This window comes from Streptomyces sp. NBC_01260, assembly GCF_036226405.1.
Lineage (GTDB): Bacteria > Actinomycetota > Actinomycetes > Streptomycetales > Streptomycetaceae > Streptomyces > Streptomyces laculatispora.
Window position 1 is genome coordinate 1,201,674 of record NZ_CP108464.1, and the last position, 15,220, is coordinate 1,216,893.

The window sequence follows — 15,220 nt, forward strand, 5'->3', positions numbered from 1 at the left end:
GGTCATCCCAGGGCGGTTGCGGCCGCCGCTTCGCGGCTGGCGTTGAGGACGTCGGTGAAGTAGCCGGGGACGCCGGCGGAGCCGACGACGAGGGCGCGGTCGAGGAGCGTGTTGCCGGTCTGACAGCTTGTCTCGGGGAGCAGGGTGCAGGCGTGGCAGGCGGCCCGGTTGAGGTTGCCGAAGCCCTGGCCGGTGTGTTCGGCGCAGAGCGGGTCGGCGGAGCACCAGGCGGCCGCCTCGAGCATGCGGATGAGCGTCTCGGTGAACTGCGGGGCTTCGCCCTGGCGGACCAGGCCGCCGAGGGTGCCCTCGGCGTCTCCGGCCGCCGTGTAGATCAGTACGCCTCGCTGGCCGAACTCAGGCCGCCCGTACACGCGTTCACGCAGGCTGGACGTGGTGTAGCCGGAGTCGAAGGACAGCTGGCGGATCAAGAGGTGAGCGAGGGTGTGCAGGAGCGCGAATCGCGGGGAGAGCTCTGCGCCGACGGTTTCGTCCAGTTGCTCCTTGCGGAACGACTCGTCGAGGTCCGTACGGACGCCTGCGACGTGGGCCCGGACTCGCGGATCCGACTCCCAGTCGGTGAGGCGCTTCTCGTCGAGGCTGAGCACGATGCCTTCGCCGTAGACCTCGTTGGCGGGCAACCAGCGCAGCCGGCCACTGGTGTCGGAGGGGACGAGGGTGCCGGTCGGCGTGTGGCGCCGGAAGCCGGTCAGTGCGCGTACCTCGCGCAGGCGGTCGACGAGGACGACTCCGTCGACGAGCGAGGCGAGGGTGACCCAGGGCTCCTCCTTCTCCCCGTCGAGGCCGAGGTCCGTGCGACGTGCCGCAAAGTCTCTCTCAGGTTCGGGGAGTTGGTTGGCGGCGAAAGCGTTCCACTCGTCTCGACTGAGGTCGAGCTTCGCGGTCGCGGGCTTGATCTCCGCCAGGGGTGCGGGCGCGCCCGTGGCCTCCGCGATGAGCCGGTCGATGAGATCGTCCGAGGCTTCGGTGTCCTCTTTGATCATGTCGCGGAAGGTCGCGGCACGGGGCTTGCCGAGTGCGCCGAGCAGGTGATCCCAGTAGACGTGGCCGCGTACCGCTTCAGCCTTGTCCTGGTTGATCTGTGGCTGCTCGTCGGACGTGGGGATGTCCAGCGCCGAGTAGACGGCCGGGTAGTAGACGTTGCCCGCGGTCCGCTGCACGATGTGGACCTGCTGGCCGCAGGTCGCTCGCTCCTTCCAGTGCTGCCACGGGTTGCGGCCGGAGCAGCTGCCGCCCTGCGGCCCGAGGATGTCGAGCAGGTCGCGACGGGCACCACACGTTCCGCCGCCGGGGCGGGTGGCGCCGCAGTGGACGGAGAGGGCTTCAAGGCCGGAGGCGCGGTCTGCGACGAGGAAACTGAGCCGGCGCGCCCTCCAGGTGTTGCTCGCCTCGGAGCAGGCTTCCCGGGCTTCGGGCGAGAGCTTCGAGTGCGTCCAGTACCACCAGTCGACATCGTCGAGATGGCCGTCCGGGCAGATCCGGACGAACCTCATCGGGGTGAGGCGCGGTGCGGCACCGCAGGAGGTGCAGACGGCCGGCTCGCCAGGACGCTCGTCCTCGCGCAGGAAGCGGACCATGGCCCGGCAGGCACCGCAGAACAGCCAGCCGGGGAATCGGACGTAGGGCGCGCCGGGCTGCTCGGCCTTGTCGTAGCGGTCGTTGAGGGTGTGCGGGGCGGCAAAGAAGCCGGTGACGCCGAGGCGGGCGGCGAGGCGGGCGGACTCGACCGGGGTCTTACCCTTGTACGGCCAGGCCTCGATGCCGGCGGCGACGAACGACTCGCCCTGGATGTCGAGGACGGCTCCGACACCGAACGGCAGCACCGTCTGCGCCTGACGGACCCTGAGTTTGCGCGTCACTTTCCTGCTCCCGTCACCGTGATCTGGCATTCGCGGTCCACGCTGCGCATGGAGTTGAGGGTCTCCCACAGTCCGTACCGCTGCTCGAAGCCCTTGAGCAGGTTGTGCTGGCCCTTGCCCTGGCTGCGGTAGTAGAGGTCCTTGCCCTCTGCGGCAGCGCACTCGGCCTGCTTGCACCAGTCGTCCAGGTGGTAGCCGAGCTCGCGGCGCACCTCGGCGCGCACGGCGTCGCCGCGCGCTCCGTCAGTGCCGCCGCACTCGGCTGTCGCCGCGCGGGCAGCCAATGCGTCGGCGATCTTGTCGGCCTCGGCCCGTCGCCCGGTGATCTGTCCCGCCGCGCTCTCGGCGGCCAGGCCGAGGCGGTGGCGAACGAGGATGACAAGCGCGGCATGCAGGGCTCGACGGCGCGCGGGGATCGACCAGGGCGTGATGCTGGCGGGTTCGACGAAGCGGTAGAGGGCGCTGTGGTAGTCGATGAACGTCTCGTAGTGGGAGCGGTCGCGGGGGCGCGTCGCGTTGAAGTACGTGACGACAAGGCCGGGCACCCGGTGGCGGCCCACGCGGCTGGTGGCCTGAATGTACTCGGCGGTGGTCTTGGGCTGGCCCTGCATGAGCATGTAGGCGAGACGCTTCACGTCGACGCCTACGGACAGCATGTTGGTGCAGGGCAGGAAGGAAACCGAGCGTGGGTCCGTCCAGGGCTGTTCGAGGCGGTCGAGGAGAATGGGCTGTTCGGCCCTCGGCAGGTTGCTGGTGAGTTCCTCGACATCACTGTCACCGAGCGTGCGGACACCGGTGCCTTCGTCGAGGCCGCGGATCTGAGCGGGGATGTCATCACCGGCGGCGGTGACGGTACGGCCGAGCTCGCGCAGGCTGTGGTGGTAGGCGACGAGGGTCCAGTAGTCGTCGCGGTGATCCTCGGGGAGCTCGTGGACGCCTTGGAGCATGGCCGCCGTGGTGGCGACGGCTCCGCGGCCCGCGGTATGTCCCTGCGCCATGACGCCGAGATAGAGGCGGCCGGGGCGGCCCTTGTCGGGGATGGCGAAGAAGCTGTCGCGGGCGTCGAGGCCGGACGGTGGGAACAGTTGGACGTCCTGGTTGTGGAGGGCGCGGACCTGTTCCGCAGACCGCCGGATGGTGGCGGTCGCGGCGACGATCTTCGGGGGGCGGCGGTCGGCACCGGTGCACAGTTCGAGGATCGCGGACTCGTACAGGCCGACGGTGGTGCCGAGCGGTCCCGTGAGCAGGTGCAGCTCGTCCTGAATGATCAGCGACGGAGGCGGGTTGTCGGTGCCCGCGCCGAAGAGCCGGCCGGAATCGCGCTCCCAGGCGAGCCGGGCGAACTTGTCGACGGTGCCGAGCACGAATGTGGGCGGGTTCCGGTAGAGGTGCTGGTCGACCACGGCAACGGGCAGGCCGTCGTGGAAGCGGCAGTCGTCGCGGGTACAGAAGAACGAGAACTCGTCCGGCTCCGCACGAATTCCGTAGTCCGCACGCACGCTGGACCTGGCAGCGGGCAGGATGCGCGTGCCGCACCAGGGACAGCGGTCCAGGATGAAGACGTCCTCGGGGCGGGCAGCCACGCGCTGATCGTCGAACGCCTTCTTCGCGGACTCGAAGCTGTTGGGCGTGGTGGTCTCGCCGACCCAGAGGCCGATGGTGATCGGTTCGGCGCCGAGGCCGAGGGCCGGCTCGGTCAGACGGAGGTGCTCCATGGCGCAGATCGTGGTGGCGGCTCGCTGGAACTGCTGTGTGGTGAGCAGGCTGAGCGTGTAGCGGCTGAGGACGGCTGTTCCGTCCCCTTCATTGCGGATGCGGCGCAGGGCGATGGTGAACGCGGCGAGCAGCAGGTACGCCTCGGTCTTGCCACCACCGGTCGGAAACCAGATCAGGTCGGTCGTCTCGCGGTCGGGGTGCTCCGGGTCCGCGACGCCGTCGAGGGCGAGGAGAAAGAACGCGAGCTGGAAGGGGCGCCAGGCCGCCGTGTCGTCGACAGTCGGGTCGGTGACGGCCGCATCAGCGCGCTGCCGTCGCTGCCCTGCGAGGTCGGGTGCGGAGTGCCGCATCTGCAGCTGCATGGTGCGCTGCGCGATGCGGAAGGCGGCGAGGAGCTCGGGACGATTCTGGTCGCAGAGGGTTCGTACGCCCGACTCGATGCGCACGACGGCCCGACCGATGCGGTCGAGGATCCTGTCGGCGGCCTCCTGGCCCCAGGAAGGCACTTCGACGGCACGTTGACCCACGTACCAGGCGTGGTACGTGGATGCGAACTCGGCCAGCTCCTCCCTGAGTTGATCAGCGCCGATGGCAGGATCCGCCAAATGGGAAAGTGCGAGCGCAGGCGAGTCGAGCGGGCCTCCGGCTCGGATGGCCGGGACTTCGGCGCGCGGGAGTGTCTCGCAGGAGAGCTTCTCGATCGATCCGTCCTCGGCCAGGACTTCTCTCACGGCACAGCCGTGGCCGACGGCACGGGTGATGACGTGCTGGTACTGCAGTCGCAGTTCGCGCTCCTCAGGGTCGCGGCTGGCGAGCCGCACACTGGGATACGGGAGGACACTGCCGTCAACGGGCCGGGCAGTCAGTTCGCACTGGAACAGCATGTCGTCCCAGCTCGGCGGCTTACTGTCGGCCGCCTCATGCCGGGCCGCATTGACCAAGGCGACGGTGACGAGTGTGCCCTTGCCGTACGGACGGCGGGTCAGCCGGATCTCGGCTCGCCCTTCGAGGACGGGCACGCAGTCGCGGTCCGGCTCGATCAGGTGCGTCTCGGGCTTGAGCGCGATGCGGCGCCAGCGGCGACCACGCCCGGGCTCGCTCTTCAGCGTCTCGTAACGAGACGCGGTGCAGCCGACCTCGACCGCGGGCGCGTCGGTGTAGAAGCTGAGGCCGAGAGAGGCGGGGAGCCAGCTGTTGCCCTCGGGCAACGGGTCGCCGGCCGGGCTCGCGTCGGGGGCGTCCTGTTCGGCACCCTGGCTCTCCGGATCCTCAGCGGCGTGGGAGAGGCGCCGCTGGAGTTCGGCCTGCTGCGGGTACAGGGTGCCCATCAGGTACTGGCGGTCGGGCGGGGCATCGAGCACCTCGTCGTCTCCGGCAGCCGGGCCTACGAGTTGGCGGGTGAGGTAGTCGACCAGGTCTTGGCGGGGGTCCATAGGTGGATCCTTCGATGTGATGTTCGTGGTGAGAGCCGGTGCCGACAAGCGGGGTGTGCGCGTTCAGCGGAGCGCGCGATGTGACGGCGCCAATCCGAGGCGAATCGCCTGCCCGCGGAACTTCGCCTTCGCCTTCGACTCGACCTGCCGGATACGTTCGCGAGTGACACCGAAGACCACTCCGAGCTCCTCCAACGTGGCCGGCTCGTCACCGTCGAGGCCGGTCCTTCGAATGAGGATGTGCCGCTCCCGCTCGACCAGGCCCTCCAACGCCAGCCGCACGCGCGCCTGAAGCTCCTTGCGGAGCAGCACGACAAGCGGTCCGGGAAGCCGGCTCGGCCCGATGATGAGGTTTCCCAATGCCGTGTCGTCGCCGATGATTCGGTCCAACGAGTCGGTAGGGCGGCTGATCCTGCGTACCTCCTCCACCTGGACGAACGTCAGGCCCGTGGCGTAGGCGACGTTGTCGACGGTCCTGGGGCGGCCTTCGTTCAGGAGATTGCGCTCGGCGTTGGCGACCTTGCTGACACGCTCATGGATGTACACGGGAATCCGGATCGTGGTGCCTTCGTCGGCGATGGCGCGGCTGATGCTCTGCTTGATCCACCACGTCGCGTAGGTGGAGAATTTGAAGCCCTTGGAGCCGTCGAACTTCCGGGCCGCGCGCAGCAGTCCGAACATCCCATGCTGGTCGAGATCATCACCGTCGAGTCCACGCCCCTCGTAATGACGGGCGATCTTCCACGCCAACCGCTGGTTGTGGAGGACCAGGCACTCATATGCGCGCCACCGCTCACCGGTGCGCGAAAGCCCAGCGATCTCCTCTTTTGGAACGTCACGGCCAAGGTCCCCGGTACCTCCGCGCAGGAGGACGGCGAGCCCCACCTCCTCTTCCGCTTTCAGTAGCGTTTTGTAACGATCCCGACACCACCGGTCCTCCTCCAGTGCGGCCCGGGCCGCACGGACGGCACCCTCATGCTGTGCCTCCAGCGCGGAGACAGACACTCTGTCCCGCTTCTTGCCGCTCGACGGCTTGGGGGACGCCGAAGCGACCGGGGACACGGTTCCGGAACGAACCGGGAGCGGTCGCGTCACCGGGAAGTCCGCGGTCAGTCCCTGTGTGTCGGCGGCGCTGAGCCCGTGCAGCCGCGCGACGCCGTCGCGGGCGAGCCTGCTGACCGTGCCGCCGGAGTCGGCGTAGCGCGCCAGCATGCGACGGGCCGACGCCAGGCGCTTGGCCGCCTCGGAAGGCACGAGCGAGGGCAGTACGGGTGCGGCCACCGGCTCGGTCTTGGCCGTCCGGGGCAAAGATGATGGCCTCACCACACCGGAGGGCTTGGAGGCGATCTGAGATTTCGGTTCGAGCGTTCGACGCGGCGACCTCACGCGAATCCCCTCGGCGGCCAGGCCGCTACGGAGACCCCGTCGCTGTTCATCCGACGTGAGCCCGAGGAGGGCCGCCTCCGCGACGAAGACCCGCTGACTCACCACGCCCGCACGGGTCGCACAACTCTTCAGCCGCTCGATGACGGAGGGCAACTCCGCAGCGATGGCCTGCCGTTCCGTGCCCAGGTCCCCACCCATTACGCACCCCTGACATCCAGAGCCTTCCTCACCGCTACGAAGAGAGCGGGTTGGCGTGCCTTACTCTAGAGTCGACCCGTTTACAACGTCAACAGAACCTTCCGGAAAGCTCCCTCCTCCGCACCCAATCTCGAGTGCGATCCCAGCCAGCAATGACCCGCAGGGCGCAGTTGGAGCACGCCTGACGCATAGTCTCGCCCACGTGTGGAAATTGAAGCCGTTAGCACCGTCAACGGATACACTGCTCGCAAGCCCGCCCTCGTCGCACGGAAGGCCGCCCTCCATGCAGCACCCGGACTACCCCGAGTTCCGCCTCAAGCTTCCCGGCGGCGGTCCCACCGCGCACGGATGCCTCCTCACCGAATTCGGGAACAACGGCTCCCTCAGGTTTCTGGTACGCCGGGGGTCACCTGTCAGCGCCCTCGAATGGCCCGGCCTGAGCGACCACACCCGTCGGCAGCGGACCGCACTCCGCGCCGACGGCTCCCTCACCGACGCCCCCGACGACGTGAGCCGGTACTGGCTGGCGACCCGGGACATCGAATGCAACTCCGCCTCCGCCGCCGCCTCACTCGTCATCGGCTACGGCGTGAGCGGCCCGGAGGCGTGGCGGGACGCCTCCGGCCATCCGCTCTCGGACTACCTCACCCCGAGCTGGCGCGCGCCGCGCAAGTCCTGGCTGGTGCGCGGTTCCAACGTGTCCGGCAGGGATCTTGTGCATCGGATGTGGCTGAGCGAAGGGCTTGTCTCCCTGTCCGGCGCCCACCTGCCGCCACTGGATGAGCAGGACCCGACGAAGAGCAGCCTGCGCCGATACGTCGAGGACGGCTACGAAGGCACCGCCTCCTACAGTCAGAAGCGTGGCCTGGTCGACGACCTGCACGCCTTCCTGACGCAGATGCGCGTCGGAGACACCCTCACCACCCTGTCCGAGGGGCAGCTCCATCTCGGGCAGATCACCGGCGAGGCCCAGCAGACCGACTCCCCCGGCGGTCTGACCAACCTGCGGCGCACCGTCTCATGGCAGCCTGAGGGGCATCCGTACGACGAACTGCCGGAAGAACTGCAGCAGAAGCTCTCCGTGCAGCACGACGTCGTAGATCTGACCTCCGTCGCGGATTCACTCGCCACGCTCGGCGCCCCTGCTGCCCCGGTCGCAGACGAGGAAGTACCCCCGGCGCTGGCGAAGGAACTGGCACTGCCCCCGGTCACGGATGCTCTCGCCTCGGAACTCCTGATCCACGACCGGGCCTGGCTCGACGAAGTACGAGACCTTCTCTGGGACGAACGGCAGTTGGTTCTCTACGGGCCGCCTGGAACCGGCAAAACCTACCTGGCGATGAAGCTCGCCGAGCACTTCGGGGGCGGCGCCGAGCAGGTCAAGTTGGTGCAGTTCCACCCGTCGTACGCGTACGAGGACTTCTTCGAGGGGTTTCGTCCCGTCGAGGATCCGGAGACCCGCGAGGTCGCGTTCCGACTGAACGCCGGCCCGCTGCGTGAGCTCGCCGACCTCGCGTCGCGAGACGGAAACAAGCACATCCCGTACTTCCTGATCATCGATGAGATCAACCGCGCCAATCTGGCCAAGGTGTTCGGCGAGCTGTACTTCCTGCTGGAGTACCGCAAGAAGACGGTCCGCCTCACCTATTCCGGGGACGACTTCGCCCTGCCGCCCAACCTGTTCGTGATCGGCACCATGAACACCGCCGACCGCTCCATCGCTCTCGTCGACGCCGCGATGCGCCGCCGGTTCGCCTTCATAGAGCTCTCCCCCCGCACCGAACCGACGCGCGGACTGCTGGCCCGTTGGCTTGAGCGCGAAGGCAAGGACGACGAGCCCGCCCGCCTCCTCGACACCCTCAACAACCGTCTGGCAGACCCCGACTTCGCCATCGGCCCTTCGTACCTGATGAAGCCCGGCGCCTATCGGACCGGGGGTCTCGATCGCACGTGGCGGACGAAGATCCTTCCGTTGCTGAACGAGTACCACTACGGCGAGGGCATCGACGTCGAGGACCGGTACGGGCTCGACGCCCTGCGGAAGGCACAGGGGTGAACACTCTGAGGAGCGCAGGCTGTGCCACTTCAGCGGCATCATCGCGCCGCCCCGCCAGCTCGGGCCTGTTGATCACGCTGCGCGAGCACGCCACGGCCCGCTCCATCCCGCTCGACGCCGTCACCGGTCGCGCACTGGCCGTCTCCGGCGTGCTGAAGAGCGCCACCCCCGATCCCGAACGACCCGGCAACTGGCTCCTGCGGGCAGGCAGCCGCGTCGGGGCCATCCGCCTCCCGGTCGCCGCCCCGCGTGTCCCGACCACCCGGGCGCACGATGCAGTGACGCTGCGCATCGTGCCGAAGACCCCCGTCCGTCGCCTGTTCTTTCTCCTCGGCTTCAGCCTCGACCCCGCACGGGCCTGGCGGCAGGAGCGCGACGGCACCGTCGACATCGGCGCGCACGAGGACGTCGTGCCCGCACTCGCGTACGCCGTGGAGCGGCAGATCGACCGTGCTTTGCGCCAAGGGCTCCTTCAGGGCTACCAGCGGGTGGAGGAGTCGGCGCTGGTCCTACGTGGGCGGGTCCGCGAGGCGGAGCAGATCCGGCGTCACTTCGGCCGGACCCCGCCGGTCGAGATCACGTACGACGCCTACACCGCGGACACCCCGGAGAACCGGATCCTGCGCGCGGCCTGCGAAGCTCTGCTCCGGCTTCCTGACGTCCCCGGCGACGTGCGGCGGCGGCTGGGCCATCAACGGGTGCGGCTCGCCGATGCCGCGCCACTGATCCGAGGCCGGGACCTGCCCGAGTGGACGCCCTCCCGGCTCAACGCCCGCTACCAGCCCGCGCTGCGGCTCTCCGAGGCAGTTCTCCGCGGCACATCGCCCGAGCACCGGGCCGGTGGACTTTCCCTCGATGGGTTCCTCTTCGACATGAACGTCCTCTTCGAGGACTTCGTCACCGGGGCCCTGCGCGAGGCCGTCCGTGAGCACGGGTTCACCGGACGGCTCCAAGACCCGCATCACCTCGACACCGCTTGCAAAGTCCGGATGCGCCCGGACCTGGTCGTCCACCGGCCGGACGGGCGTACCCCGGTCGCGGTCGTCGACGCCAAGTACAAGACGGATAAGACCGGCTCGTACCCGAGCGCGGACCTGTACCAGATGCTTGCCTACTGCACTGTTCTCGGCCTGCGCGAGGGGCACCTGGTGTACGCCGCCGGACAGCACGGAGAGCGGTTCCACGAGGTGCGCGGCAGCGGCCGGCCGGGCGGCTACGGAAGCGTGCGCCTGTACCAGCACGTGCTGGACCTGGACCGTGATCCGGCCGAATTGCTGGACACGTTCAGGGCCTTGGCCGCCCGCCTGGCGGCCGATCACCATCAACAATGATCTACGGGTACACGCTCCACGTGCATGATCCGTGTTCACACACACCGGGGGGAATCTGATGCCACGTCTCGCATTCGCCAATAGCTTCTGGGACGGATACGACAGTCTGGAGAAGCCGATCCGTGCTGGTGTGCGCAAGGCGATGGCCAAGTTCCAGGCCCTGACCGTCGCCGAACTCAACGCCGACAAGGGTCTCCACCTGGAGAGTGTCGAGCGGGCCCGCGACCCGCGGATGCGAACCATCCGGATCAGCGACTTCTGGCGTGGAGTCGTCCTCGCCCCGGACGACGGCAGTGACGTCTTCCTGCTGGTGAACGTTCTTCCGCATGACGACGCGTACAGCTGGGCGGCCAAGCGCCTCTACAGCGCGAACACCGCGACGCGCGCCCTGGAAGTCCGCAACGCGGTCGCGCTCGACCAGCTGACGCCTCTGTACGAGGAGGCCGCGCGTACGGCGCCGGAACTACTCTTCGCGAAGGTGTCGGACGGCGCGCTGCGCGAACTCGGCATCGATCATCAGGTACTGCGCGCGGTCCGTTCGATTGCGGACAAAGCACAGCTGGAGGCGTTCGCCACACTTCTGCCCGAGGACCAGCTGGAAGTGCTGCAGTACCTCGCCGAAGGGTTCGGCCCCGACGAGGTCTACCGGGACGTCGTCGCCGTACGCCGGCCGGTCGACGCGCCCGCGGAGCCGGTCGAGGACCTCGCGACCGTGATCGCGAACACCTCCGCACGCATCCGGCTCGTCACCGGGCCGCAGGAGCTCGCAGAGGTGCTGGACAAGCCGTTCGCCGCGTGGCGCGTCTTCCTCCACCCGTCGCAGCGCCGCGTCGCCTACCGCACTTCCTACGGTGGTCCGGTGCAGGTCACCGGCGGCCCGGGGACAGGCAAGACGGTCGCCGCCCTGCATCGCGTCAAGCACCTGCTCGGGCGTGCCGACGGGAGTCGTGTTCTCCTGACAACATTCACCAACGCTCTGGCCGCCGGCCTGCGCGAGAACCTCGCGCTGCTCCTGGACGACGACCAGGATCTACTGAAGCGCGTCGACATCACCACCGTCGACGCGTTCGCGAGCACGGTCGTCCGAAACCATGACGCGCGGCCCGCACAGCCCGTCGGTGACCGAGTACAGCGGCAGCTGTGGGGCAAGGTCGTCAAGCGTCTCCGGCTGCCGTTCAGCGAGCAGTTCCTGGCGCAGGAGTACCGGCACATCGTCCTCGGGCAGGACGTCCGCGATCTCGCTTCCTACCTCTCGGTCTCGCGCCGCGGTCGCGGCACGGCTCTCGGGGCCGGACGGCGGAATTTGGTGTGGGAAGCTGTCGAACAATTCGAGCGGCTACTGCAGGAGCGGGGGGAGACCACGCACCTGAGCGTGTGCGCCCGCGCTGCCGAACTGCTGAGCGAGCACGGCCCGGCGTACCGGCACATCGTCGTCGACGAGGCGCAGGACCTGCACCCCGCTCAATGGCGGGTGCTGCGTGAAGCCGTCGCGGCCGGACCGGACGATCTCTTCCTCACCGGCGATCCTCATCAGCGGATCTACGATTCCCGCGTCACGCTCGGGTCTCTCGGGGTGCAGACCGCCGGCCGCAGTTTCCGGCTTCGCGTCAACTACCGTTCCACAGAGGAGATTCTCTCCTGGTCGGCACGACTCCTGGCACCGGTGACGGTGGAGGCGATGGACGGCGAGGGCAATGATTCACTCGCCGGCTACCGCTCCTTGCTGCACGGCCGCCGCCCGGAGGCCGTGGGCTGCGCGAGCCAGCAGGATGAGGCATCGGCGCTGGCAGAACGGATTCAGGAGTGGATCGCAGACGGCGTGGCACCGGCCGAGATCGGGGTCAGCGCACGGTTCAACCTGACCCTCGACAAGGCCGCGGACCACCTACGGATGGCCGGGATTCCCGTCACACGGGTCAAGGGGTCGATTCCGCCCGGCTCAGAGGGTGTACGCCTTGCGACGATGCATGCCATGAAGGGGCTGGAGTTCCGTGCGGTCGCCGTGCTCGGCGTCTCGGCGGGTGTGATGCCGTTCGCTCGGGAGATCACACCCGCCGAGGTGGATTGGCTTCAGCACGAGGGCGACATCCTTCGCGAACGCTGCCTACTGTTCGTCGCCTGTACGCGCGCCCGGGAGGTGCTAAGGGTGTCGTGGAGCGGGAAGGCAAGCGAGTTCATCCCGGTGGCTGTAGGCGCTTAGCGGCGCGTTCCGAGTACGCCTCGCGTCCGACGCCGGATACCGGCCCCGCTGGGCGACCCGGAGTCCACCCTGATCCTGACGTTCGGCGAGGCGTATCCCATCGATCCCCCGGATCCCGATGAGTACGGGCACGACTCGCTCGTCGAGCTGATCGGGGACTGGGCCGCGCTGCCGGGCTGGGAGCTGCTCGAGGAGCCCGCCGAGGCGGATTGCGAGGCCGTGCTCGACCGGGCGGCGGAGGCCGTCGCCGCCGAGCTCGGTCCACCCCTGCGCACCCTTCGTGCCAACGACTGGCTCGGTCTTGGGCCTCATCTGCGGTGCCGGATATGGCGCATGGGCGAGCACGGGGTCGTGCTCGCCCCGCGCGAGGACGGCGGGCCCTACGGCTATCTGACCCATCTGACGCTGACCGTGCACCCCTGGCCGGCGGGCGAGGAGCTGCCGGCCGGGGACGAGGACTGTCTGCGACTGGTGCGGGACCGCATCATCCTGTGACGCGGCGGGTGGCCGGTCCGCGGGGTCCGGCGGGACTCAGCGGACCGGCCGTGGGGAACGGCTACTTCTTCAGACCGGTGTCGAGCGCACCCAGCAGGGTCCCCTGCGGGGTGTCCCCCGACATCTCCCAGACCATGACGCCGAGCAGCCCCTTGTCCTTCACATAGGCCGTCTTCTTGCCGATGGACCAGGTGTCGTCGAAGGACCACCACTGGTTCCCGGTGTAGCCGTACGTGGAGACCGACTGCGCGTCGTGATGGACCGTCATCGTCGGGTAGGCGCCGATGAGGTTGGAGTAGCCGCGGGTGCCGGCCTCCTCGGCGAACTGGCCGGGGGCGGCTCCGCCCGCGGACTGCCATTCGCCCGCCGCACCGCCGTCGGCGACGTTCTGCCAGCCGCGGCCGTAGAACGGGATGCCCAGGGTCAGCTTGCGGGGTTCGACGCCCGCGTCCGTGTACGCCTTGATCGCGGTGTCCGCGCTGAAGTGGAAGTTGTACGGGTCCTGGTCGTCGTTGTAGAGGTTGGCCTGGTGGCCGGTGCGGTTCGGTTCCCAGGAGTTGTCACTGCCGGAGCCGTGGAAGTCGTACCCCTGGACGTTGGCCACGTCGAGGGAGTCGAAGACCTTGCTCAGGTCCCAGCCGTCACCGATCTTCTGCGGGTCGGCGGGGGTGAAGGCCGTGAGCAGGCGGTGGCCGCCGCCGAGCGCGTCCATCTGCTTGCGGAACTCGGCGAGCAGCAGGGTGAGGTTGTTCTTGTCGTTCGGCGAGTAGTGGTTGCCGGGGTGCCCGGTGCCGGTGCCCGGCCACTCCCAGTCGATGTCGAAGCCGTCGAAGATGCCGGCCGCGGTGCCGGGGCCCCCCGCGCCGCCGTACTCGGGCAGGTTGCCCTTGATGTACATGTCGATGCAGGAGGAGACGAACTTCTTGCGGGCCGCGTCGGTGGCCGCCACGTCGGAGAAGTACTTCGAGTACGTCCAGCCGCCGAGCGAGACCACGATCTTCAGGTTCGGGTGGAGCTTCTTCAGCTTCTTCAACTGGTTGAAGTTGCCGCGCAGTTTGCCCCAGCCGTCGTCCGCGACGCCGTCCACCGACTGGGCTGCGCTGAAGGGGCGGGTGTAGTCGGCATCGGCGTCACCGGCGCCGGTTCCCTGCTCGGGGTCCTCGGGGTCGGCGGTGGTGCCCTTGGTGACGCCGTTCAGGCAGGTGAGGTTGTTGGGGTCGATGTTGGCGAAGGCGTAGTTGACGATGTCGAGCTTGTCGGCGGCCCCGGAGGTCTGGAGGTTCTTCACGAAGTACTGGCGGCCGTAGATGCCCCACTGGACGAAGTAGCCGACCTTCGCGTAGTTGCCGGCGCCGACGATGTCGGCGGTCTTCGCTGTGAGGGTGTTACTGGCCGGCGAGGCGTTGTCCGCGGGATCGCGTGCCTTGACGGTGAAGGTGTACGAGGTCGAGGGGGACAGCCCGCCGATGGTCGCGGTGGTCGTGGTACCGGAGACCGTGGTGGCCAGGGTGGCGCCCCGGTAGATGTCGTACGCGGCGACCCGCTGGTTGTCCTTGGAGGCGGTCCAGGCCAGGGTGACGGACGAGGAGTCGGCCGCGGTGGAGTGCAGGGCGCCGGGGGCCGTCGGCGGGGAGGTGTCGGTGGCCGGGTCGACGGTGGTGACGGTCAGCGGGGCGCTCTGGGCGGAGGTGTTGCCCCGGGTGTCCTTGGCCCGGACGGTGAAGGAGTAGGCGGTGGCGGGGGTGAGTCCGGTGACCGTGGCGGTCGTGGCCGCGGTGGCCGTGCCGAGCACCTTGCCGCCCGCCAGGATGTCGTACGACGCCACGGGGAAGTCCCCCGCCGTGGCGGCCGTCCAGGACAGCGAGGCGGTACGGGCGGTGACATCGGTCTGCTTCAGCCCGCCGGGTGCGCCCGGCGGGGCGTCCGCGGAGCCGTCGCACTTGTCGCCGTTGATCCGGCAGCCGGTCGGCGCGGTGATCGGCCCGGTGGCGACGAACCAGTAGCTGTACGGCTCGGTGGTGCTGTGCGCGGCGACCGTGCCGTTGTAGTGGGCGTTGACCGCGGTGATGTGGCGGCCCTGCGTGGTGACGGTGCCGTTGTAAGAGCTGTCGATCGTGACCCCGGCCGGCAGATCGAATTCGAGGCTCCAGCCGGTGACGGCGGTGTCGGTGTCGTTGCGCAGGATGTACGTCCCCTTCCACCAGGGGCCGTTGTCGGCCGAGGTGAAAGCGGCCGTCAGCTTGCCCGCCGCGTGCGCGGGGGTGGCCTGGAGGGACAGCAGGGCGAGTAGGAGGGCGAGGGCGGCGACCAGCGCGGTCACCGTTCTCCGTCGGAGAGGCATGTGCTCGAACATGGTTCTCCCTTGTGGCAGGGACCCGTGAGGAGGTCCTGAGGGGGGAGCTGGTGTCCTTCGTTCCATGGAGCACAGGGGAAGCTAATTGGTCTGGACCATCCCGTCAATAGGTACAGACCACTTGCGGTCGGCCGGCCGCCCGCACCCCGGCCGCACCCGCGGCCCCCGCCTC

At 68.8% G+C, this 15,220-nt stretch carries 8 protein-coding genes; 4 read left to right on the forward strand and 4 right to left on the reverse strand.

The window, feature by feature from the left end; translation table 11 throughout:
* Positions 1–2: 2 nt before the first annotated feature.
* From drmB to OG322_RS05360, 3 genes are all read right to left on the reverse strand, one after another.
* Positions 3–1,880: a DUF1998 domain-containing protein gene (drmB, locus tag OG322_RS05350; protein ID WP_123463636.1), complete on the reverse strand. Its 1,878-nt coding sequence runs from the start codon at positions 1,878–1,880 to the stop codon at positions 3–5.
* Complete coding sequence (locus OG322_RS05355) at positions 1,877–5,029, reverse strand: helicase-related protein (protein WP_123463634.1); 3,153 nt, start codon at positions 5,027–5,029, stop codon at positions 1,877–1,879. Before OG322_RS05355 ends, drmB begins: the two co-directional genes overlap by 4 nt.
* A 63-nt stretch (positions 5,030–5,092) precedes the next feature.
* Complete coding sequence (locus OG322_RS05360) at positions 5,093–6,310, reverse strand: sigma-70 family RNA polymerase sigma factor (protein ID WP_329306116.1); 1,218 nt, start codon at positions 6,308–6,310, stop codon at positions 5,093–5,095.
* 586 nt (positions 6,311–6,896) lie between these two features.
* Here OG322_RS05360 and OG322_RS05365 point away from each other — a divergent pair.
* The 4 genes from OG322_RS05365 to OG322_RS05380 all read left to right on the forward strand — a co-directional run bounded on the left by OG322_RS05365 (position 6,897) and on the right by OG322_RS05380 (position 12,695).
* On the forward strand, positions 6,897–8,669 hold the full coding sequence (locus tag OG322_RS05365; protein ID WP_123463630.1) for a DUF4357 domain-containing protein: 1,773 nt from the start codon (positions 6,897–6,899) through the stop codon (positions 8,667–8,669).
* A 68-nt stretch (positions 8,670–8,737) separates the two neighbouring features.
* Positions 8,738–10,000, forward strand: coding sequence for an McrC family protein (locus tag OG322_RS05370; protein ID WP_260146900.1), 1,263 nt, complete (start codon positions 8,738–8,740; stop codon positions 9,998–10,000).
* A gap of 58 nt (positions 10,001–10,058) precedes the next feature.
* A complete protein-coding gene (locus OG322_RS05375; RefSeq protein ID WP_329306117.1) occupies positions 10,059–12,200 on the forward strand; it encodes a UvrD-helicase domain-containing protein in 2,142 nt (713 codons plus the stop codon).
* Positions 12,201–12,419: 219 nt separating this feature from the next.
* The gene (locus OG322_RS05380) at positions 12,420–12,695 is read left to right on the forward strand and encodes a hypothetical protein (RefSeq protein WP_123463628.1); all 276 of its coding nucleotides are present in this window, start codon (positions 12,420–12,422) and stop codon (positions 12,693–12,695) included.
* Between the two features lie 61 nt (positions 12,696–12,756).
* Here the strand turns inward: OG322_RS05380 and OG322_RS05385 are convergent, their stop codons facing one another.
* Complete coding sequence (locus OG322_RS05385; RefSeq protein WP_329306118.1) at positions 12,757–15,048, reverse strand: glycosyl hydrolase family 18 protein; 2,292 nt, start codon at positions 15,046–15,048, stop codon at positions 12,757–12,759.
* Positions 15,049–15,220 lie beyond the last annotated feature (172 nt).